Source organism: Arthrobacter sp. Leaf69, from assembly GCF_001422645.1.
Taxonomy (GTDB): Bacteria; Actinomycetota; Actinomycetes; order Actinomycetales; family Micrococcaceae; genus Arthrobacter.
In genome coordinates, this window is sequence record NZ_LMLR01000001.1 from 505,628 (window position 1) to 526,143 (window position 20,516).

17 protein-coding genes are annotated in these 20,516 nt (G+C 66.9%); 11 read left to right on the forward strand and 6 right to left on the reverse strand.

Annotation, left to right across the window (positions count from 1 at the left end):
* Window positions 1–91 precede the first annotated feature (91 nt).
* From groES to ASE96_RS02395, 3 genes are all read left to right on the forward strand, one after another.
* On the forward strand, window positions 92–388 hold the full coding sequence (gene groES / locus ASE96_RS02385) for a co-chaperone GroES (protein WP_024367421.1): 297 nt from the start codon (window positions 92–94) through the stop codon (window positions 386–388).
* A 76-nt stretch (window positions 389–464) separates the two neighbouring features.
* Window positions 465–2,075 (forward strand): chaperonin GroEL, encoded by a 1,611-nt coding sequence (groL, locus tag ASE96_RS02390; RefSeq protein ID WP_056425412.1) that lies wholly within the window; start codon window positions 465–467, stop codon window positions 2,073–2,075.
* A gap of 177 nt (window positions 2,076–2,252) precedes the next feature.
* Window positions 2,253–4,316 carry an acyltransferase family protein gene (locus ASE96_RS02395; RefSeq protein ID WP_056425416.1) on the forward strand — a complete coding sequence of 688 codons (2,064 nt, stop codon included), beginning with the start codon at window positions 2,253–2,255 and terminating at the stop codon, window positions 4,314–4,316.
* Between the two features lie 9 nt (window positions 4,317–4,325).
* Here ASE96_RS02395 and ASE96_RS02400 read toward each other — a convergent pair whose 3' ends face one another.
* Window positions 4,326–5,294 carry a DUF389 domain-containing protein gene (locus ASE96_RS02400; RefSeq protein WP_235500077.1) on the reverse strand — a complete coding sequence of 323 codons (969 nt, stop codon included), beginning with the start codon at window positions 5,292–5,294 and terminating at the stop codon, window positions 4,326–4,328.
* Window positions 5,295–5,450: 156 nt separating this feature from the next.
* Here ASE96_RS02400 and ASE96_RS02405 point away from each other — a divergent pair, with 156 nt between their 5' ends.
* From ASE96_RS02405 to ASE96_RS02415, 3 genes are all read left to right on the forward strand, one after another.
* Window positions 5,451–7,523: an acyltransferase family protein gene (locus tag ASE96_RS02405; RefSeq protein WP_442853882.1), complete on the forward strand. Its 2,073-nt coding sequence runs from the start codon at window positions 5,451–5,453 to the stop codon at window positions 7,521–7,523.
* A gap of 178 nt (window positions 7,524–7,701) precedes the next feature.
* Entirely contained in the window at window positions 7,702–9,213 is a 1,512-nt protein-coding gene (gene guaB / locus ASE96_RS02410; RefSeq protein ID WP_056425419.1) for an IMP dehydrogenase, read from the forward strand.
* Between the two features lie 112 nt (window positions 9,214–9,325).
* Window positions 9,326–11,167: an ABC transporter ATP-binding protein gene (locus ASE96_RS02415; protein ID WP_056425422.1), complete on the forward strand. Its 1,842-nt coding sequence runs from the start codon at window positions 9,326–9,328 to the stop codon at window positions 11,165–11,167.
* Window positions 11,168–11,235: 68 nt separating this feature from the next.
* Here the strand turns inward: ASE96_RS02415 and ASE96_RS02420 are convergent, their stop codons facing one another.
* From ASE96_RS02420 to ASE96_RS19685, 5 genes are all read right to left on the reverse strand, one after another.
* Complete coding sequence (locus tag ASE96_RS02420) at window positions 11,236–13,137, reverse strand: S8 family peptidase (RefSeq protein ID WP_056425423.1); 1,902 nt, start codon at window positions 13,135–13,137, stop codon at window positions 11,236–11,238.
* 188 nt (window positions 13,138–13,325) lie between these two features.
* The gene (locus tag ASE96_RS02425) at window positions 13,326–13,844 is read right to left on the reverse strand and encodes a hypothetical protein (RefSeq protein WP_056425426.1); all 519 of its coding nucleotides are present in this window, start codon (window positions 13,842–13,844) and stop codon (window positions 13,326–13,328) included.
* A gap of 62 nt (window positions 13,845–13,906) precedes the next feature.
* On the reverse strand, window positions 13,907–14,545 hold the full coding sequence (locus ASE96_RS02430; protein ID WP_056425429.1) for a hypothetical protein: 639 nt from the start codon (window positions 14,543–14,545) through the stop codon (window positions 13,907–13,909).
* 272 nt (window positions 14,546–14,817) lie between these two features.
* On the reverse strand, window positions 14,818–15,279 hold the full coding sequence (locus ASE96_RS02435; protein ID WP_235500078.1) for a hypothetical protein: 462 nt from the start codon (window positions 15,277–15,279) through the stop codon (window positions 14,818–14,820).
* A 130-nt stretch (window positions 15,280–15,409) separates the two neighbouring features.
* Window positions 15,410–15,541: a hypothetical protein gene (locus ASE96_RS19685; protein ID WP_268753734.1), complete on the reverse strand. Its 132-nt coding sequence runs from the start codon at window positions 15,539–15,541 to the stop codon at window positions 15,410–15,412.
* A 17-nt stretch (window positions 15,542–15,558) separates the two neighbouring features.
* Here ASE96_RS19685 and ASE96_RS02440 point away from each other — a divergent pair, with 17 nt between their 5' ends.
* The 5 genes from ASE96_RS02440 (at window position 15,559) to ASE96_RS02460 (ending at window position 20,515) form a co-directional block, all read left to right on the forward strand.
* Window positions 15,559–16,695, forward strand: a complete 1,137-nt coding sequence (locus tag ASE96_RS02440) for a GuaB3 family IMP dehydrogenase-related protein (RefSeq protein WP_056425431.1) — start codon at window positions 15,559–15,561, stop codon at window positions 16,693–16,695.
* 73 nt (window positions 16,696–16,768) lie between these two features.
* Window positions 16,769–18,520, forward strand: a complete 1,752-nt coding sequence (locus ASE96_RS02445; protein WP_056425433.1) for a glycerol-3-phosphate dehydrogenase/oxidase — start codon at window positions 16,769–16,771, stop codon at window positions 18,518–18,520.
* A 70-nt stretch (window positions 18,521–18,590) separates the two neighbouring features.
* Window positions 18,591–19,079, forward strand: coding sequence for a PTS sugar transporter subunit IIA (locus ASE96_RS02450; protein WP_056425436.1), 489 nt, complete (start codon window positions 18,591–18,593; stop codon window positions 19,077–19,079).
* Between the two features lie 63 nt (window positions 19,080–19,142).
* Window positions 19,143–20,006: an SURF1 family protein gene (locus ASE96_RS02455; protein ID WP_056425439.1), complete on the forward strand. Its 864-nt coding sequence runs from the start codon at window positions 19,143–19,145 to the stop codon at window positions 20,004–20,006.
* Entirely contained in the window at window positions 20,003–20,515 is a 513-nt protein-coding gene (locus ASE96_RS02460; RefSeq protein WP_056425441.1) for a DUF3817 domain-containing protein, read from the forward strand. The genes ASE96_RS02455 and ASE96_RS02460 overlap by 4 nt, the downstream gene beginning before the upstream one ends.
* Window position 20,516 lies beyond the last annotated feature (1 nt).

A 20,516-nucleotide genomic window follows, 5' to 3' on the forward strand; every position in this document is an offset into this window, starting at 1 on the left:
CCAGGCGGCTGCCGGCACCGCGACGACGGTCTGTACGCCTTGGCACCACAGCTTTAAAGTCCACGAATTTGCTGACGAAAAGGAGAGGTCCTTGTCGGTCTCTATTAAGCCTCTTGAGGATCGTATTGTTGTCCGCCCGCTCGAAGCCGAGCAGACCACGGCTTCCGGCCTGGTTATCCCGGACTCCGCGCAGGAAAAGCCGCAGGAAGGCGAAGTTGTCGCAGTAGGCCCCGGCCGCTTTGACGACAACGGCAACCGCGTCCCGATCGACGTCACCGTTGGCGACGTCGTCATCTACTCCAAGTACGGCGGAACTGAAGTCAAGACCGGCGGCACCGAGTACCTCGTGCTGTCCGCCCGCGACGTGCTGGCGATCGTCGTAAAGTAACTCTCTTGGACCCCGCGCCGCCGATCCTTCTTTGACGGGTCAGTTGCGCGGGGTTCTGTCTTGAAAGGACAAAACCATGGCAAAGCAGCTTGCGTTTAACGACGCTGCCCGCCGGTCGCTTGAAGCCGGCATCGATAAGCTCGCCAACACGGTCAAGGTGACGCTTGGCCCGCGCGGCCGCAACGTCGTGCTGGACAAGAAGTGGGGCGCCCCCACAATCACCAACGACGGCGTCACCATCGCCCGTGAAGTCGAACTGGACGACCCGTACGAGAACCTTGGCGCGCAGCTTGCCAAGGAGGTCGCCACCAAGACCAACGATGTTGCCGGTGACGGCACCACCACCGCCACCGTGCTGGCACAGGCCCTGGTCAAGGAGGGCCTCCGCAACGTTGCGGCCGGCGCCGCTCCGGGACAGATCAAGCGCGGCATCGAGGTCTCTGTTGAGGCTGTCGCCGCCCGCCTGCTCGAGAACGCCCGCCCGGTCGAAGGCACCCAGGTCGCCAACGTCGCCTCCATCTCCGCCCAGAGCGACGAGGTAGGCGAGCTCCTGGCCGAGGCATTCGGCAAGGTCGGCAAGGATGGTGTGATCACCATCGAGGAGTCCTCCACCACGCAGACCGAACTGGTCCTCACCGAGGGCATGCAGTTCGACAAGGGCTACCTGTCCCCGTACTTCGTCACCGACGCGGAACGCCAGGAAGCAGTCCTCGAGGACGCCCTGATCCTGATCAACCAGGGCAAGATCTCGTCCGTCCAGGACTTCCTGCCGCTGCTGGAAAAGGCGCTGCAGAGCTCCAAGCCGCTCTTCATCATCGCCGAGGACGTCGACGGCGAGGCACTCTCCACGCTGATCGTCAACCGTATCCGCGGCACCCTGAACGTCGTTGCCGTCAAGGCCCCGGGCTTCGGTGACCGCCGCAAGGCCATGCTGCAGGACATCGCGACCCTCACGGGTGCACAGGTTGTCTCCCCGGAACTGGGCCTCAGCCTGGACACGGTGGGCCTCGAGGTACTGGGTACCGCCCGGCGCATCACGGTCACCAAGGACAACACCACGATCGTTGACGGCGCCGGATCGGCAGAGGACGTGGCAGCCCGGGTTTCCCAGCTGCGCGCCGAGCTGACCCGCACCGACTCCGACTGGGACAAGGAAAAGCTGCAGGAACGCCTGGCCAAGCTGGCCGGCGGCATCGGCGTGATCAAGGTTGGCGCAGCCACCGAGGTCGAGCTGAAGGAAAAGAAGCACCGCATCGAAGATGCCGTGTCCTCCACCCGCGCCGCCCTTGAAGAAGGCATTGTGGCCGGCGGCGGCTCCGCCCTCATCCACGCCCTCAAGGCACTCGACGAGGACCCCGCCGTCCAGGCACTCGAAGGTGACGCGGCCGCGGCTGTCGGTATCGTCCGCCGGGCACTGACCCAGCCGCTGCGCTGGATCGCGCAGAACGCCGGGTTCGACGGCTACGTTGTCGTGGCCAAGGTTGCCGAATCGGCGCTCAACCAGGGCTTCAACGCCAAGACCGGCGAATACGAAGACCTGATCGCCGCCGGCGTCATTGACCCGGTGAAGGTGACGCGTGCGGCCCTCCGCAACGCGGCATCCATCGCCGCACTGGTGCTCACCACGGAAACCCTCGTGGTCGAGAAGCCGGCCGACGAAGACGAGCACGCAGGACACCAGCACTAAGGACTCCGCGCCCTAAAAGGACCGGATCAGCGTCTGCTGGTCCGGTCCTTTTTGTTACCCGGGGCGGCCAGACGTTGTCTTGGCGGCGATGGCACCGGTCCCGCCGTCGGCTGCATGGACAAAATTCCCGGGTTGTATAGTGGCTTTCGCTGTCTTGTGTTGTTTTAAGGGGTTTGTATGTCTGGAGCGGGAACGCTGGTCTTGCCGCGCGAAACGGGCACCCGGCACCGGTCCGGACGGGCGACCAAGTTCAGGCCGGAAATCCAGGGCTTGCGATCCCTCGCCGTGCTGATGGTGGTCACGTACCATATCTGGTTTGGCCGGGTCTCGGGCGGGGTCGATGTTTTCCTCCTGATCTCGGCGTTCCTGATGACTCTGCAGTTCGTGGGCCGCTACGATCGCGGCTCGCAGATGGCACTGATCAAGCACTGGCTCCACCTCTTCCGGCGGCTCCTGCCGGCGGCGGCCCTCGTCATTCTCAGCGCACTGGCCGCCAGCTACCTGCTGCTGCCACGGACCCGTTTTCCGGACGTGGTCTCCCAAAGCTGGGCATCGCTGTTCTACGTGGAAAACCGTCTGCTGCAGGCTGACGCCGTCGACTACTACGCCGCAGACCACGCAACGGCCAGTCCGCTGCAGCATTTCTGGTCCCTGTCCATCCAGGGGCAGGTCTTCATCCTGTGGCCGCTCATCTTCGCCGGCGCCGCCTTCCTGGCCCGCAGGTACAGGCTCCGCTACCGGGCACTTCTCAGCTACATTTTCGCCGGCATCTTCCTGGCCTCGCTGGCGTTTTCTGTCTTCTACACGGCCACGAGCCAGACCCAGGCCTACTTTGACACCGGCGCACGCCTCTGGGAGTTTGCCCTGGGCACGCTCCTGGCGCTGTTCCTGCCGCGGCTGGCCTTTCTGTCCCAGCCGGTGCGCGTGTTCCTCGGCTGGGCCGGCGTGCTGGCCATGGTCAGCTGCGGCTTCATCCTGGATGTGGAGGGGGCCTTCCCGGGCTTCGCGGCGCTTTGGCCGACGCTGGCCGCCGGCTGTGTCATCCTGGCCGGTCAGACGCAGAGCCGCTGGGGAGTGGACCGTCTTCTGAGCGCCGGCCCGCTCGTGAAACTGGGGGACAACTCGTATGCCCTGTACCTGTGGCACTGGCCGGTGCTGGTGCTGGCCCTGGCCTGGAGCGGCAAAGAGCAAGCCGGTTGGCTTTCGGGCAGCGTCATCATTGCCGTGTCATTGGGGCTTGCCTTCCTCACCACCCGTTTCGTGGAGAAACCGTGGCGGTCATGGGCTTGGCCGGAAGCCCGACGGCGGCGCGCCGCCCTCGCCGTCGCCCTCTGCGTCGCCGTGGTTGCCGCGCCCCTGACAGCGATCCAGCTGGTGCAGCACTTCCAGGCCCAGGCCGTCCTGGCGCAGGCGCAACGGAACAACCCCGGCGCCTTGGCGCTCCTGCCCGGTTTCGTCAGCCGGGCCGACAGCGACACCGCGCTGTTGCCCATCCCCGCGCTGCTGCCCAACGACTGGGCCACCCTGGGCGGGCCATGCAACGGCGACTTGGAGCCGGTGAATGCGACGCTGCGCAGGAGCTGCGGCCAAAACGAGGCGCCAGCGGACGCCGCCAAAACGGTCCTTGTGCTGGGTGATTCCCATGCCCAGCAATGGCTCGCGGCCATTGATGCGGTCGGCTACCAGCACGGCTGGCGGGTGTATTCGCTCCTCAAGGGCGGCTGCCGGTTCAGTGTCCTGGCGGAAGACACCGGTTCCGGCTGCGACAAGTTCAACGCGGCCGTCCGGGATGAGGTGACTGCCAATCCGCCGGACGCCATCATCACGGTGGGCACCATGGCGGCGCCCTCGTCTCCTGCCGAACGGCTCATTCCGGGCCTTGAGGACACCGCAGCGTACTGGAATGAGAGGAATGTTGACGTCGTGGCCATCCGGGACAACCCGCGATTCAACTTCAACATTGCCGAATGCGTCGTGGAAAAAGGTCCCGGGAATCCGGACTGTCTTCGCCCCCAGCGCGACCTGCTTGCCGCGAAGAGCCCGCTCGCCGCGCTGCAGGGCCGCGTGCCGGGCCTGGCGGTGGTGGACATGACGGACCTGATCTGCGACGGGAAAACCTGCCCCGGGGTGGTGGGCAACACCTACGTCTACAAGGACAACAACCACCTGAGCCGGAGCTACGTCGCCTCGATGTCCTCGGTATTTGGCCAGCGGCTCTTTGAGTCCGCTGCCTGGGAATAGCGGGCCGGCCTAGCGTTGCGCCCGCAGCGCCATCCGCTTCAAGCGCGACGCCGCGGCGTCCGGCAGCCGTTTGGTGATGAGGCGGTAGAAGAGCAGGACTGAAACCGCTGCGGCCACGATGCCCAGCAGGTTCAGGGCCAGTTGGAGGGCGGAACCGGCCGCTTTCTCAAACTCTCCCAGCACCAGCGCCACGGCCACGAAACCGGCTGCGGGCACCGTGGTCACGGAAATAAAGACGCCGGTCAGGGCGGCGGAACGCCGGCTGATGACGGACAGCATTCCGGCGACGCCGGCGAGCACCGCGACAATCAGCGAGTACGGGCCCGGGTGGTAGATGAAATCCGCGGCTGAGCCTCGGTCCAGGACATCGGCAGGGAACAGGCCCAGCGGCACGGAGAGCCACGCCGTAAAAGCCGCCGCCAGCATCGCCACCGGGAAGCCGACGCCGAGGGCCAGCGCCGCGCGGCGGCCCAGCGTCCATTGCTGCTGCACCAGAGCCACGGCCAACGCCGCCAGCGGGCCGAACTCCGGGCCGACAGCCATCGCGCCGACAATCAGGATCGTCGAGTCCGTGACGATGCCGATCGCCACCAGCTGAGTAGCCAGGACCAAGAAGGCCAGGAAGCTCCAGGTCAGCCGGGAGTCTTCGCCGGTCTGCCGGGACACTTCATCCCAGATCACGGCGTCGGCACCTTCGCCCGGCGCCTCCGCAGTGGCCTTGTCCGCCCGGTCGGAGAGCACCAGATCGGGCATGGTGACGGAAATCGAGCCCTGTTCCTGGACATTGAGGGCGTGGAGTTTTTCCACCAGGCGCTCCACCGATTCCCGCGCCAGCAGGACGTGGATGACGTCCCCCGGCGGAAGGACGGACGCACCCCGCTGGCGGGAAACTTCCGCAATGCCAAGCTCGCCGGTGGCGCAGTCCATCACGGCATCGGACAACGTTTCCGGAACACAAATGCGCAGCTGTGCGATCACGATGCGGCCTCCTCAGACTCGTTTAAGGGTAGCCTCCGGGGTCCTTGGAACCGGGCGGCGCAGCTGCCCCGGCGTCGCCGTGATTGGCCAGACAAGTCACAGATCGGTAACATTAATGCTTTGGAAACCGGCCTGAAGGGGCTATTTGTGTCGAACGTGCGAACCATAGCCAGCCCGCAGCCAGCGGACGCGGGTTCTCAGCCGCGCGCAAAATTAAGCTACCGTCCCGAAGTCCAGGGCCTGCGCGCCCTCGCGGTCCTCATGGTGGTGACCTACCATGTGTGGCTCGGGCGGGTCTCCGGAGGCGTGGACGTCTTCCTGCTCATCTCCGCGTTCCTCATGACACTCAGCTTCGCCCGCAAAGTGGAGGGCGGCAAACCCCTGCGCCTGGCGAGCCACTGGCTCCACCTGCTCAAGCGGCTGCTTCCCGCCGTCGTTGTGGTCATCCTCGGTGTCCTGGCCGGCACCCGGCTGATCCTGCCCCAGAGTCGCTGGCCGGACGTGCTGGACCAGGCCTGGGCCTCGCTGTTGTACCGACAGAACTGGCTCCTGGCGGACACCGCCGTCGACTATTACGCGCAGGACCACTCGGGCGCCAGCCCGCTGCAGCACTTCTGGTCACTGTCCATCCAGGGCCAGGTCTTCCTGCTCTGGCCGCTGGTCTTTGCCGGCGCGGCGCTGCTGAAGCGCATGCTGCGCCGCTGGACCGCGTTGGATCACCGCGTGAGCTACGCCGCCCTTCTGGCCGCGGCCTTCGGCGCCATCTTCGTTGCCTCGCTGGTCTTTTCGATCGAGCAGACCGCCACCAACCAGGCGTACGCCTACTTCGACACCCGAACCCGGCTCTGGGAATTCGCCCTGGGCTCGCTGCTGGCGCTCGCGCTGCCGCACCTCAACCCCGGCAAAACCCTGCGGGTCATCCTCGGCTGGACCGGCCTTGCCGCGATGCTCTCCTGCGGCATCCTGCTCACCGTGGACCGGTCCTTCCCCGGCTTCATCGCGCTCTGGCCGACGCTGGCCGCGGCTGCCATCATCGTGGCCGGGCAAAGCGGCAGCCGCTTCGGAGTGGACCGCTTCCTGACGTGGAAGCCGCTCGTGGCGCTCGGGGACAACTCCTACGCCCTGTACCTCTGGCACTGGCCGCTGCTGGTGCTGGCCCTCGCCGCGACGGGCATCACCGCCCCGAACCTGGTCCAGGGTCTGGCGATCGTCGCCGCCTCGATCGTGCTGGCCGTGCTGACCACCCGGTTCGTGGAGAAGCCGTTGCGCGAGTGGCACTGGCCCCAAGGCCGTGCCTGGCGCACCGCCGTCGTGATCGCTGCGTGCGGCGCGCTCCTGGCCGGGCCGGTCTCCGTGTGGCAGAGCAAGATGATGGCCGACGAGGCCGCCGCCGCCGCGCAGCCGAAGGAACTGACCCCCGGCGCGGCCGCCCTGAAGCCCGAAAACGCCGGCAAACCGACGCCGGAGGCCAAGATCATCCCGGCTCCTCTGGCAATGAAGAACGAGTGGGCCGACATTGACGGGCTGTGCACGGACGGCAACGTCCCCAGTGATCCCCTTCTGGCGGGCTGCCTGCAGAACAGCCGCCCGGACAAGGTCACCAAACGCATCGTGGTGCTCGGCGACTCCCACGCCCAGCAGTACATGGCGGCGCTCGGCCCGATCGCGCGCAGCCACGGCTGGGAGGTCGTGGCCCTCCTGAAGGGCAACTGCCGCTTCGGCGGGGAGTCCCCGGACCGCGACGCCGAGTGCAACGCCTTCAACAAGGCCAGCGCCCAGTACGTCCTGGACCACAAACCCGACGCGGTCTTCACCGTCGCGTCACTGACGCACAAAGAGGCACCCTTCGAAACCGAGGTGCCGCAGTACCTCGAGGGAATCAAGCCGTTCACCGATGCCGGCATGGAAGTGGTCGGCATCCGGGACAACCCGCGCTTCCACCTGAACATGCCCGAATGCGTCCAGAAGAACGGGCCCGAGGCCTCGGAGTGCAACGTGCCGCTGCAGGAGTCCCTCGCCGGGTCCTCGCCCCTGGACGCTTACCGTGGGAAGGTGCCCGGGCTGCACCTGATGGACCTGAGCGACTTCATCTGCGCCGACGGGATCTGCCCGGCCGTCGTCGGGAATGTCTACGTCTACAAGGATGACAACCATCTGACCAAGACGTATGTCCAGACCATGATCCCCATGTTCGAAAAGCGGCTGCTCAAGGCGACCGGCTGGAAGTGACGCAGCGGCGTCCCCGGCCGGTGCCGTTGCTCACATTACCGCCCCGGAATATGGGGATCGCCGCCAAGGTTCTAGTATTTATTCAACACTTCTGCACAGGCCATGCCCGTAATGACGGGCTGGTCATCTGTTGCAATCCCTACCCGTGAACCCCGTAACCAAGGTAAGAGGCGCACTCATGACCCAGCCCGAACACAACCCCTTCGGCTTCATCGGACTGACGTATGACGACGTCCTGCTGTTGCCCGGCCACACGGATGTCATTCCCTCCGAGGCCGACACCTCCTCCCGGATCTCCAAGCGCATCTCGGTCCAGACGCCGCTGCTGTCCGCGGCGATGGACACCGTGACCGAATCGCGGATGGCGATTGCCATGGCACGCCAGGGCGGCCTCGGCGTCGTGCACCGGAACCTCTCCATCGCCGACCAGGCGGACCAGGTGGACCGGGTCAAGCGCAGTGAATCCGGCATGATCACCAACCCGCTGACCATCGGCCCCGAAGCCACGCTGGCCGAGCTGGACGAGATCTGCTCGCATTACCGGGTCTCCGGCCTGCCAGTGGTGGATGAGGGCATGCGGCTGCTGGGCATCGTCACCAACCGCGACACCCGCTTCGTCCCCGAAGCGGACTTCCCGCTCCGCCTGGTCAGCGACGTCATGACCAAGATGCCCCTCGTCACGGGCCACGTCGGCATCAGCCGCGAGGAGGCCTCGCACAAGCTGGCCACCAACAAAATCGAAAAGCTCCCGCTCGTTGATGAGCAGGGCCGGCTCAAGGGCCTCATCACCACCAAGGACTTCACCAAGGCCGAGCAGTACCCGCTGGCCACCAAGGACGACGAGGGCCGGTTGCGGGTCGGCGCGGCCATCGGGTTCTTCGGCGACGGCTGGGAGCGGGCCATGGCCCTGATCGACGCCGGCGTGGATGCACTCTTCGTCGACACCGCCAACGGGCACTCCCAGGGCGTCCTCGACATGATCCGCCGGCTGAAGTCCGATCCCGTGGCAGCACACGTGGACATCATCGGCGGCCAGGCCGCCACCCGCGAAGGCGCCCAGGCGCTGATCGACGCCGGTGCCGACGGCATCAAGGTGGGCGTGGGTCCCGGCTCGATCTGCACCACCCGCGTGGTCGCCGGCGTCGGCGTCCCGCAGATCACCGCGATCTACGAGTCCGCCAAGGCCGCCATTCCCGCCGGCGTTCCGCTGATCGCCGACGGCGGACTGCAGTACTCGGGCGACATCGGCAAGGCCTTGGTCGCCGGCGCGGACACCGTAATGCTCGGTTCCCTGCTGGCCGGCTGCGACGAGTCCCCGGGCGACCTGATCTTCGTCAACGGCAAGCAGTTCAAGCTGTACCGCGGCATGGGGTCCCTCGGCGCCATGCAGACCCGCGGGAAGAACACCTCCTACTCCAAGGACCGCTACTTCCAGGCCGACGTCTCCGGCGACGACAAGCTCATCCCGGAGGGCATCGAGGGCCGGGTGGCGTACCGCGGCCCGCTGGCCTCGGTGGCGTACCAGCTGGTCGGCGGCCTCCGCCAGACCATGTTCTACACCGGCGCCCCGACCGTGCCGGAGCTCAAGGCCCGCGGAAAGTTCGTCCGGATTACGGCGGCCGGACTGAAGGAGTCCCACCCGCACGACATCCAGATGACGGTGGAGGCCCCGAACTACGGTTCGCGCTAACCCGCGTTGATATGCGGCAAGCAGGCCATGGGGATCTCTCCCCATGGCCTGGTTGTTTCTGCGCACGGTAGCGTCGAAGCCGCCTGTCGGCGCCCGCAACTAGGCTGGAGGCATGTCTGAACTTCTGCCCGCGCGTGAGCCGAAGCGCAAACTGGCTCTGAAGCCCTACGCGCGGGCTGTGGCGCAGGTGCTGCGCGTCAGTTTCCGGGCCTCGCCGGCCGCCGTCGTGATGAAGGTCCTGGGTTCGCTGATCTCGGCGCTGCTGCCGCTGGTCACCACGTACTTCGCCGCCTTGACGACGACGTCCCTCGCCGCCGCCTATGCGGGCGACGCCGCGGCCGGGCAGCAGGCGATTGTCTACGTGATCATCACCGCGGCGCTGGGATTGTTCTGGGGCGCGTTCAGCAGTGTGGACCGGTACATCCAGCAGCTCATGAGCTTCAAGGTGGGCGCGATCGTGGGCGACCTGATGTATGAGCGGTTCCTGGCCCTCGAATTTTGGCGCTATGACGACAAAGAGACAGTGGACCTGTACGACCGGGCCAAGCGCTTCTCCGATTCCTACGCCCGCGTCCTGGACCGGATCGCCGCCATCTTCACCCAGCTGGTCTCGGTCATCCTCGCGATCGGTGCCCTGATGCTGGTCAGCTGGTGGATCGCGGTAATCGTCCTCGTGGCGATCGTGCCCAGCGTGTACCTGCAGTTCAAGCTCTCCCGCGAGCAGATCGCGCACTGGAACACCCAGGTCGATTCGCGCAGGCAGCGGCGGATGATCGAAACCAACCTCCTGCGGCCCCAGCACATCGCCGAGATGCGCCTCTACGGGATCGTCGGATACCTGATGGGGCTGCGGTCCCGGCTGCGCGACGCGGACGAACGGAGGCGGCTGGATTTCCAGAAGCGCTACATTCCCAAACAGCTCGCCGCGGACGCCCTGCAGTACGGCGCGGAGGTCGTCTCGCTGATCTGGGTGGTGGGGCAGATCATCGCCCGGGCGCAGCCGGTGGGGCAGTTCCTCTACGTCCAGCAGATCGTCAGCCGCGCCTTGTCCACCGCCAACAGCCTCGTCTCCTCGCTCAGCTCAATCGACGAGGACCTGGCGAACCTCAAGGACTACGAGCTCTTTATGGCGATGCCCGTGCACTCCGACCACGCCCCGCCCCTGCTGCAGGCACCCACCACCGTGGAGCTGCGGGACATCAGGTTCACGTACACCGGCAGCGAACTGGAGGTCATCAAGGGCATTTCCCTGACCATCCGCGAGGGACAGCACATTGCGATCGTGGGGGAGAACGGCGCCGGCAAGTCCACCCTGATCCGGATCCTCGCGGGACTCTACCGGCCGGACTCCGGGCAGGTGCTGCTCGACGGCGTCGACCTCGCCGCCGTCGACGTCAAGTCCTGGCACCGCCATCTGGCGGTGCTCAGCCAGGAGTTCCTGAAGTACGAGTTCGCCACCGCGGCGGAGAACATCCTCTTCGGCGACGTCGAATCACCGCGCGACGACGATCGGATCCGCCGCTCCGCGGCTGATGCGGAGGCTCTGGAGTTCATCAACAGGCTGCCCAACGGGCTGGACAACCACGTCAGCAACTGGATGGAGGACCCCCGCGGACGGAAGGGGAGCGGGTTGTCCGGCGGCCAGTGGCAGCGGCTCGCGATGGCCCGGAACTTCTACCGGAACGCCTCCTTCATGGTCATGGACGAGCCCACATCGGCCATCGACGCCCTGGCGGAACACCGGATCTTCACCCGCCTGTTCGCCGACCGCAGCAGCACCATCATCGCGATCAGCCACCGCCTCGCCACCATCGAGAAGGCCGATGTCGTCTACATGCTCGAGGACGGCCGGATCGTGGAACAGGGTACCCACAAGGAGCTGGTGGCTTTGCGGGGCCGCTACTTCCGGATGTTCGAATCCCAGCTCACCGTGGACGAGACCGAAGGCATCTGAGGGGGCACGAAGAATGGGCATGTCCTCCCGGGAGGGAGGGCATGCCCATTCCTGGGGCGCGGGCGCTGCTACGAGGTCGTCACCGAGGTGTCGTCCACGAAGAAGTAGGTCTTGAGCGAGGAATCCTCCGCGCCGAGGAAGCGCAGTGTGACGCTCTTTCCTTTGAAGGAGGACAGGTCCAGGGTCTTCAGCACATAGCCGGTGGACTTGTTCAGATTGGAGTAGGTGGCCAAGGTGGTGGTGACGCCGCTGCTGATGGCTTGGATCTTCAGCGTGTCGTAGGCGGTTCCGGTGGTGGTCTCGTCGGTCAGGGTCTTGAGGTAGAAGGACAAGGTGGAACCGGTGACGGAGGACGGGATGGAGATGGCTTGGTCGAGCGTGTACGACGTCGACGACCCCCAGCCGTTCAGGCCGGCGAAGCCGCTGCCGGTGCGGGCGTTCGTTCCGGTCTCAAACGTGTCCGCGTGGTTGGAGGTCCAAGAGGCCGAACCGCTCTCGAAGCCGGGGTTCAGCAGCAGGTTTCCCGACGGCGGCGGGGTGGTGCCGCCGAGCAGCCCCATGGTGGCCGTGGCATCGGAGAGGCCGGCGCCGCAGCCCTTGGTGCAGCCGCCCGGCATGGCCCGGGTGCCCTGCCGGAGCGTGGACTCGACCTGGGCCGGAGTGAGGGCGGGGGACTTGGACTTGATTAGGGCCACGAGGCCGGCGACGTGCGGGGTTGCCATCGAGGTGCCCTGGTAGCTGGCGTAGCCGGCGCCGCCGGGCGTCGTGGTTCCGGTGTTGATCGTGGAGAGGATGCCGCCGCCGCTGACCCCGGTGTCCCCGCCGGGAGCCGTGAGGTCCACGGTGGCGCCGTAGTTGGAGTAGTAGGAGAGGGCGCCGCTCGGGTTGCTGGCGGCCACGGTGACTACCGAGTTGCAGTTGGACGGGCGGAAGCCGGAGGCATCCTGGTTGCTATTGCCGGCCGCCACCACCACGGTGGTTCCCCGGGACACGGCGGCGTCGATGGCGGCCTGGTATGTGGTGCCGCAGGCGCCGGAGCCGCCCAGGCTCATGTTGATGACCTTGGCCGGGTTGGCGTTGGCGGGGACGCCGGAGACTGTGCCGCCGGAGGCCCAGATGATGGCGTCGGCAATGTCGGAGAGGGACCCGCCGCACTTGGCCAGGACCCGGACCGGGACCACCTTGGCGTTGGGCGCCACACCGGCCACGCCGGTGGCGTTGCCCGTGACGGCGGCAACGGTGCCGGCCACGTGGGTGCCGTGCCAGGAGGAATTGGAGGCCGCGGTCTGTCCGCATTCGCCGGCGGCGTACCAGTCGCCCTGGTCCTGGGCGTTGGCGTCCCGGCCGTTCCCGTCGCGGGCCGCAGTGGCGTCCGAGACGAAGTCATAGCCCGCCAGCACGTTGCTGTCCAGGTCCGGGTGCGCCGTGATGCCGGTGTCGATCACGGCGACGGTGGAGCCGGAGCCGGTGGAGACGTCCCAGGCGCCGGGGATGCGCATGCCGTTCGCCGCGGTGAAGTCCCACTGCTCGGCATAGCGCGTGTCGTTGGGCGTCAGGACCGCCGACATGCGGGCATCGGGTTCGACGGCGTTGACCTGTCCGGACGCGACAATCTCGTTCATGAAGTCCCTGGCGGCCTGGTCGGAGAGTGCCTTGTCGGAGGCGATCAGGGTTCCTCCGGTGGCCAGGGCGCGCAGCTCCTTCACACTGACCCCCTGCTGCCGGGCCGCCTTGCCCCACGCGTTCGCGCGACCGTTGGGGGTGGCGTTCCCCGGGGTCTTCTTAAAGCTCACGATGAACTGCGTGTACGCCTCGCCGGCGTTGACGTCCGGCGCCGGGAGGTTCTCCGAGGCAACCGGTCCGGTGCCGGGGGCGGCGAGCACCGGGCTGACGGCGAGGGTCATGGTGCCGACGACGGCGGCCAGCGACAGGGCCAGGACGCGGGACTTCCTGAGTGATGCACTTCCCATGGGTTCTGCTTTCTTTAACCGGGCATTGCGGAACGCCGGAACGGGGTGTGGAGGCCGGCGGGCGAGATCCCCGGCGGGCCGAAAGCAAACCTAGAGGCATTTTCACGATTTGTAAACCATTGACAAATGCTGTCAAGTCGGTGTGAACTATCGATTATTTTTGGGTGCGTCGGGTCTTCCGGCCCGCGTCAGCGGCGTTCAAGCCACTGCGCGTACAGCGTGGGACTTTTGATCATGAGCCGGCGCGTATAGGCAAGGCCCACAGCCAGGCCCAAAGGCCAGATCGCCAGCATTCCCAATAGCGGCAGAGATTTGGGTGAGCCGCCCCTGGGCGTGAATAACACCAGTGCACCAACACCCAGCGCGCTGGCGATCAGGATGGTCCGGACCATGATGGGAGTGGTCCGGATTCCCTGTTTCACCCGGGGGATGTCCGATCCGGGTTTGGGAGGTCTGCGGGTGAACCGATGCCCGGCCGTGAGGGCCCAGCCCAAGGCCGCGGAGACCGCACCCAGACTGGCTAGGACAATGCCCGCTTTCGCGCTCTGGCCAACGGCCAGGGCGAGTCCGGCCTGGACCGCGCCGGATACAGACAGGACTGCCGGGTACCACCAGGCGGAGAAGACCCAGGACCTGCGCTGGGCCAAACCGAATGCCGTGCCCTCGGGGTCCACCCCCGTGTCCGTTCCAGTGATGTCCGGCGTCATTGATTCCCCCAATGTTGTTCCGGCGCTCCGCCGGACTCCGAACCCAAACTAGCCCATCCCTGTCAGCCCTGAGATGGGTACTTCTTCCCATCGCCGCCGACCTGGAGCACCGTGGTCCGGACCCGCGCCAGGCTGGGCTCCGGGGGAACGCTGCTGAAACCGAACGTGACGGCGGGCCGGATGGCGGCCAGGGACCCGGCGTCGCCGCCGTCCCAACTGACGCTCGCCGAGTCGATGCGGTGCAGGTCGGTGACGCCGTAGTACTCCTGCCGCCCGCCCCTGGCCGCGCCGGCGGTGCGGACCCCGGCGCTCAGCCGGGCTGCGAGCGGGCTGACGGCCCGCAGCCACCGCGGATGCACGGCCACCGGCCGGGGGACCAGCCTGGCAAAGGCGCCCAGGCTTGTCCGGGCCCCGACGGCGGCACGGATCCGGAGCGGGCCGGCGTCGACCCTGAGCCGGTGCCCGCTGCGGGACGCGGCGACGTCAACCACCCGGGTCTCGTCGAAGTTGTAGACCTCAGCGATGAAGTCACCCACCTCTTCGGCCGGGGCGAGCAGGATCCGGTGGCCGGAGGGCAACTCCACCATGGCGTCGGCGAAGGCACCGAAGGGGGACTGCTGCCAGAGGCCCACCACCACGCGCAGGCCGGACTCCGTCCCGATCCCGGCGATGTGGCCGTCGAAAACCCAGCGTTTCGTCATCCCGCCAGACTACTGGCCGAGGCGCAGATGCTGCGCGTCAGATCCGGTGGATGCCCGTCCCCGCAGGACTCCTGCCTGCAGTCACTACAGGGGGCCGTAACCCGCGTTCCCGTGTGGATCGCGCCAAATGGCCAGATCGCCTTCCACCGCTGCGCGGAGCCCCGGGTCTGTCTGGATCCTTCGCCGGAAGGACCGCCGGGCCCGTCCCAGAACTACGGACGGGATGAGGATAAAGGCTGCCAGGAGAGCCACAATGAGAACGTACGCGCCGCTCACAGCGAGCAGCGTCGCAGTTCCCCGGGGGGGGCGATCCCGGGGAGAGCGGTGGCCAGAAGACCGCCCAGAATGAGGGCCAGCACGGAGACCATCATGACGCCGCCGCGCGCCGACCCCGGGCCACGGGCGATGAGGAGCCTTTTGGTGTTCGGCAGTGTGGCACGTACCCGCTTCCAGGAGACCAGGCCCAGCACAGTCAACGCAACGCCCGGCAAGCCGAGGATCAAGACCCAGGCGGGGTTGCCTGACATGGCCGAGACGAAGCCGCCCGCCAGGAGCAGGAGAGGCCCGGATCCGATGGCGCTGCTCCATGCCGCAGTGAGGGTGCCCTGGGCATCAGCCAATTGCCGCAGACGGGAGGGTGCGTTGGGCGGACTGACCCGTGCCAGTTCCGGAGAGGTCCAGTAGTCAAGCGTGTGCGCGGTCTGGCCCGCGGGGAAAGGAGTTGGAACGCTCATGTCGGCTATTGACCCATGGATTTTGACAGTGACCGCAACCGTTCAATATCGGCGCCAAAGAGGCCAGGGGTCATTGGTGGTCCTCCAAGGGGTAGGGCAAGGACGCTCGTCGAGGCCCAATTTCCTCAGGTTATGGCATTTCGTGGGCAGCTGCCATGGGCAGCACTGCCCATGGCAGCTGCCCGCTGCAGCCCCGGGCACGTTCCGGCTCCACGGTCACGCCGGGCCGCAGCGGCCCGCCATCGGCGTCGCGCGCGCTCACTGGGATAACCTAGAGCAGTGACTTACGAGATTGAGATTGGCCGAGGCAAGCGTGGGCGTCGTGCCTACTCCCTGGATGACATTGCGATCGTCCCCAACCGACGTACGCGTGACCCCAAGGATGTATCCGTCGCCTGGCAGATCGATGCCTACAAGTTCGACATGCCGGTCATCGCGGCGCCCATGGATTCTGCCATGTCTCCGGAAACTGTCATCGCGCTGGGCCGCCTCGGCGGGCTCGGCGTCCTGGACCTTGAAGGCCTCTGGACCCGCTACGAGGATCCGCAGGCCGTGCTGGACCAGATCGGCGCGCTCCAGGACGAGACCAACAGCCCTGCCGTCACACGCCGCATGCAGGAGCTCTACCAGGCCCCGATCCAGCCGGAACTGATCACGTCCAGGCTCGCCGAGATCCGCGCCGCCGGTATCACCGTGGCCGGCTCCCTCACCCCGCAGCGGACCCAGGAACACTACAAGACCGTCGTTGCCGCCGGGGTCGACATCTTCGTCATCCGCGGCACCACCGTCTCGGCCGAGCACGTCTCGAAGGACCACGAGCCGCTGAACCTCAAGCAGTTCATCTACGAACTCGACGTTCCCGTCATTGTCGGCGGGGCCGCCGGCTACACCCCGGCGCTGCACCTCATGCGGACCGGCGCCGCCGGCGTGCTGGTCGGCTTCGGCGGCGGAGCCACAAGCACCACCCGCCGCGCCCTCGGCATCCACTCGCCCATGGCGTCCGCCATCTCCGACGTCGCCGCCGCCCGGCGCGACTACATGGATGAGTCCGGCGGCCGCTACGTCCACGTGATCGCCGACGGCGGCATGGGATCCTCCGGTGACATCGTCAAGGCCATCGCCATGGGGGCCGACGCCGTGATGCTGGGCAGTGCCCTCGCCCGCGCCGAGGAAGCGCCCGGCAAGGGCTGGCACTGGGGCCAGGAAGCGCACCACCTTGAACTTCCCCGCGGCGACAGGGTCAACGTCGGCACCGTCGGGCCGCTCGAAGAGGTCCTGTTCGGACCGGGTCATCACACCAGCGGAACGTCCAATCTGATCGGTGCGCTGCGCCGTTCGATGGCGACCACCGGCTATTCGGACCTCAAGGAATTCCAGCGCGTCGACGTCGTGGTGTCGCCCTACGCCGGGAACTGACGCCCCCTGCCCATCCGGGGAAGTTGGAAGTAGTGTGGTGCACTACGAGCTTTGATCCGGATGGAGGCGTAAAATGAACAGTTTTCCCGGCGGTTCTCCCAAGACCGGTGGTGCCCTGGGGCCTGCGGAACGCGAAGCTTCGCTCGCGGTACTCAGGGGCACCACGGACCCGGGCAAGGAACTCGACATCCTGATCGTCGGTGGCGGAATCGTGGGGACCGGTGCCGCCCTGGACGCTGTCACGCGCGGCCTCAGCGTCGGCATCGTCGAGGCCAACGACTGGGCCGCAGGCACGTCCTCCCGTTCGTCGAAGCTCATCCACGGCGGCCTCCGCTACCTGGAAATGCTCGACTTCGCCCTCGTCAAAGAGGCACTTCACGAACGCGGCCTGATTCTCTCCGCGCTCGCCCCGCACCTCGCCCGCCCCGTCCCGTTCCTGTACCCGCTCACCAAGCCCTTCCTCGAACGGCCCTACGTGGGCGCCGGCATAGCCCTCTACGACGCCATGTCCATCTCCACCGGCCAGCGCCGGGGCGTGCCGTTCCACAAGCACCTGAGCCGCCGGGGGACGCTGCGGGCAGCGCCGAGCCTCAAAGACGACGCCTTCGTCGGGTCCATCCGGTACTACGACGGACAGGTCGATGATGCCAAATACTGCGCCAACCTGGTCCGGACCGCGGCCTACTACGGCGCCCACGCAGTGAACCAGATGTCCGTCGTCGCCTTTCTCCGGGAAGGCGAACGTGTGGTCGGCGCCAAAGTGGTCAACCATGAAGACGGCTCCACGTTCAACATCAAGGCCAAGCAGGTCATCAACGCCACCGGCGTCTGGACGGACGAAACCCAGGCCATGGTCACGGACCGCGGCCAGCTCAAGGTGCGCGCCTCCAAAGGCATTCACCTCGTAGTGCCGCGGGACCGCTTCCAGTCGACCGTGGGCCTGATCCTGCGGACCGAGAAATCGGTGCTCTTCGTCATCCCCTGGGGCCGGCACTGGATCATCGGAACTACGGACACCGACTGGCACCTCGACAAGGCCCACCCCGCCGCATCGAGCAAGGACATCGACTACATCCTCGAGCATGTGAACCGGGTCCTGAAACGCCCGCTGACGCGCGAGGACGTCGAAGGGGTCTACGCCGGGCTCCGCCCGCTGCTGGCCGGTGAAAACGACTCCACGGCCAAACTTTCCCGCGAGCACGTCGTGGCGCACCCGGTTCCCGGCCTCGTTGTGGTGGCCGGCGGCAAATGGACCACGTACCGGGTTATGGCCAAGGACGCCGTGGACGAGGCGACGCGCAGCATGGACGAACGTGTCCCGCCCAGCTGCACGGAATCCATTCCGCTGCTGGGCGCCAGCGGATTCAAAGCCGCGTGGAACCGCCGGAACCGGATGGCCGAGGAGACCGGGGTCCACGTAGCGCGGATCGAGCACCTGCTCAACCGCTACGGTGCCATGGCCCCCGAGGTGCTGGCGCTCATCGCCGGGAATCCGGAGCTGGCCGAGCCGCTGCCCGGCGCGGACGACTACCTGGCAGCCGAAGCCGTGTACGCCGCCACTCACGAAGGCGCCCGCCACGTGCAGGACGTCCTGACCCGCCGGACCCGGATTTCCATCGAGGCCTGGGACCGCGGTGTGTCCGCCGCGCCGGTAGTCGCTAAACTGATGGGAGAAGTCCTCGGCTGGAGCGATGCCCAGCGCGAGGGCGAGATCAAGCACTACCTGGCCAGGGTCGATGCCGAACGGCTCAGCCAGGAGCAGCCGGACGACGAATCCGCCGACGCCGCACGAATGGGCGTCGAGGACATCGTTCCGCTGCGTTGACCGGCAGCGTCCGCCGGCAGCCTCGACCCGAGGCTGCCGGCGGACTCACGCCACTTCGAAGGGATGCCTCTTGGCGGAACCACTGGACCGGTATGATGCCGAGCTCACCACCCCCGACATGGTGATCCTCGAGTTGGACGCCACCGACAAGATTGATGCGGCCGCCCAGTTGGCTGAACGGATGCATGCCGCCGGACGCATTTCCGATCTGGAGGGCTTCCTTCAGCACGTCAACGCCCGTGAACACCAATTGGCCACGGGCCTGCCGGGCGGCATCGGCCTGCCCCACGCCCGCAGCGAATTCGTCACCCGAACCTCCATTGCCGTCGGGATCACGAAATACGGCAAGGCGCTGGACTTCGGCGCCGCGGACGGACCCGCCACGGTGGTCCTGCTGATCGGCACGCCAGCCAGTTCCTTCTCCGACCACCTCGAAGTGCTCGCCACCCTGGCCCGGTCATTGTCGAAGGAGTCGTTCCGCGATTCGCTCCGCCGTGCCTACGACCCCGAAGTGATCGCGGAACTCATCAACTCCAGCCTGGTCTTCTTCGACCACTAGGGATCTCCACGCTTCCCACAGGCCGTTTCGCTGTTCTACACGCGGACGAAGTACGGTTAAGGGGTGCTGAAAACTGCCCTCAAACCCCGCTGGATCGCCGGACTGGTGTTCGCGATCGTCGTTTCCGGGGTGTTTGTGCTGCTCAGCCAGTGGCAGTTCGGGCGTTCGACCCAGCCGGAGGTGACGGTCGCCGCCACCACCGAGGAACCCAAACCGCTGACCACGGTGCTCCGGCCCGGGGACTTCTTCCCGGGCTCGGTCGCTGACCAGATCGTCACCGCCACCGGTACGTACGATCCGCAGAAGCAGGTCCTGGTCCCGGGCCGTTTGAACGGCGGTGCCACGGGGTACTGGATCGTCTCGGCCCTGGCCGTGAAAGACGCCCCCGTCCTCACCGGAGCCGGCGCGTCACCGCAGACCTGGATCCCGGTTGCCCGCGGCTGGGTTGCCGAGCCCGCGGACGCCGCGGCGCCGCCGTCGGGCGTTATTGAACTGACCGGACGGCTGCTGCCCTCCGAGGCCCCGCTGCCGGGCACCGACGCCGGCGCCGGGCGGGCCACCGCCGTCTCCGTTGCGGAACTCATCAACATCTGGGACATCAGCAGTTACCCGGGCTTCGTTACCGCGAATTCCGAGCTTTCCGGCGGCACCGATGTCAGCGCCGCCGCGTCCGGCGGACAGGCGAAGCCGCTGAACATCGGCCCGCAGCCGCCGGCCGAAAAGATCAACTGGCTCAACCTCTTCTACGCCGCTGAATGGGTTGTGTTTGCCGGCTTCGCGCTGTTCATCTGGTGGCGGCTCGTGCGGGACGACTACCGCCGCGACCTCGAGGACGCCCTCGACGAGGAGCAGGAAGCTGCGGAACGGCCCGTCCCCGACCCTGACCCCATCGAACCGCACCCCACCGACCCGAAAGTGCAATCATGATCGAGCCCCAGCCGGCCATCCAGCCGCAGCAGTCCAACGCAACGGGAAACACGCCCGGCAAAAAGCGCCGCTTCGGCGGAACCGAGGCCCAGATCCGTTCGGCGCTGAAGTTCTACAAGGTGCTCGCCTACATGACCGGCACCATGCTGCTCCTGCTCTGCGCCGAGCTGATTGCCCGGTACGCGTTCGGCCAGTACCTCTTCCTGGGCGGAACCAACGCCGTCACCGGCGAGCCCTTCGGCTTCGGGTTCGCCGACGCCGAGCCGCCCGGCGTCATCGGCGGCGTGAATCTCTCCATCGCGGTGCTGATCGTGCACGGCTGGATGTACGTCGTGTACCTCATGTCCAACTTCCGCCTGTGGTCGCTGATGCGCTGGCCGTTCCTGAAGCTGATCGTTCTGGCTCTCGGCGGCGTCGTGCCGTTCCTGTCTTTCGTCGTGGAGAAGAAGTTCCACGCCGAGGTGGAGGCCGAGCTGGCCGCGAACCCGCAGGCCCCGCAGCGCTACTGAT

What these genes read in the sequence shown, in the direction of transcription:
- groL (WP_056425412.1), top strand. Translation starts at nt 465, where the DNA reads ATGGCAAAGCAGCTTGCGTTTAACGACGCTGCCCGCCGGTCGCTTGAA.
- ASE96_RS02395 (WP_056425416.1), top strand. Translation starts at nt 2,253, where the DNA reads ATGTCTGGAGCGGGAACGCTGGTCTTGCCGCGCGAAACGGGCACCCGG.
- guaB (WP_056425419.1), top strand. Translation starts at nt 7,702, where the DNA reads ATGACCCAGCCCGAACACAACCCCTTCGGCTTCATCGGACTGACGTAT.
- ASE96_RS02415 (WP_056425422.1), top strand. Translation starts at nt 9,326, where the DNA reads ATGTCTGAACTTCTGCCCGCGCGTGAGCCGAAGCGCAAACTGGCTCTG.
- ASE96_RS02420 (WP_056425423.1), bottom strand. Translation starts at nt 13,137, where the DNA reads ATGGGAAGTGCATCACTCAGGAAGTCCCGCGTCCTGGCCCTGTCGCTG.
- ASE96_RS02425 (WP_056425426.1), bottom strand. Translation starts at nt 13,844, where the DNA reads ATGACGCCGGACATCACTGGAACGGACACGGGGGTGGACCCCGAGGGC.
- ASE96_RS02430 (WP_056425429.1), bottom strand. Translation starts at nt 14,545, where the DNA reads ATGACGAAACGCTGGGTTTTCGACGGCCACATCGCCGGGATCGGGACG.
- ASE96_RS02435 (WP_235500078.1), bottom strand. Translation starts at nt 15,279, where the DNA reads ATGAGCGTTCCAACTCCTTTCCCCGCGGGCCAGACCGCGCACACGCTT.
- ASE96_RS02445 (WP_056425433.1), top strand. Translation starts at nt 16,769, where the DNA reads ATGAACAGTTTTCCCGGCGGTTCTCCCAAGACCGGTGGTGCCCTGGGG.
- ASE96_RS02460 (WP_056425441.1), top strand. Translation starts at nt 20,003, where the DNA reads ATGATCGAGCCCCAGCCGGCCATCCAGCCGCAGCAGTCCAACGCAACG.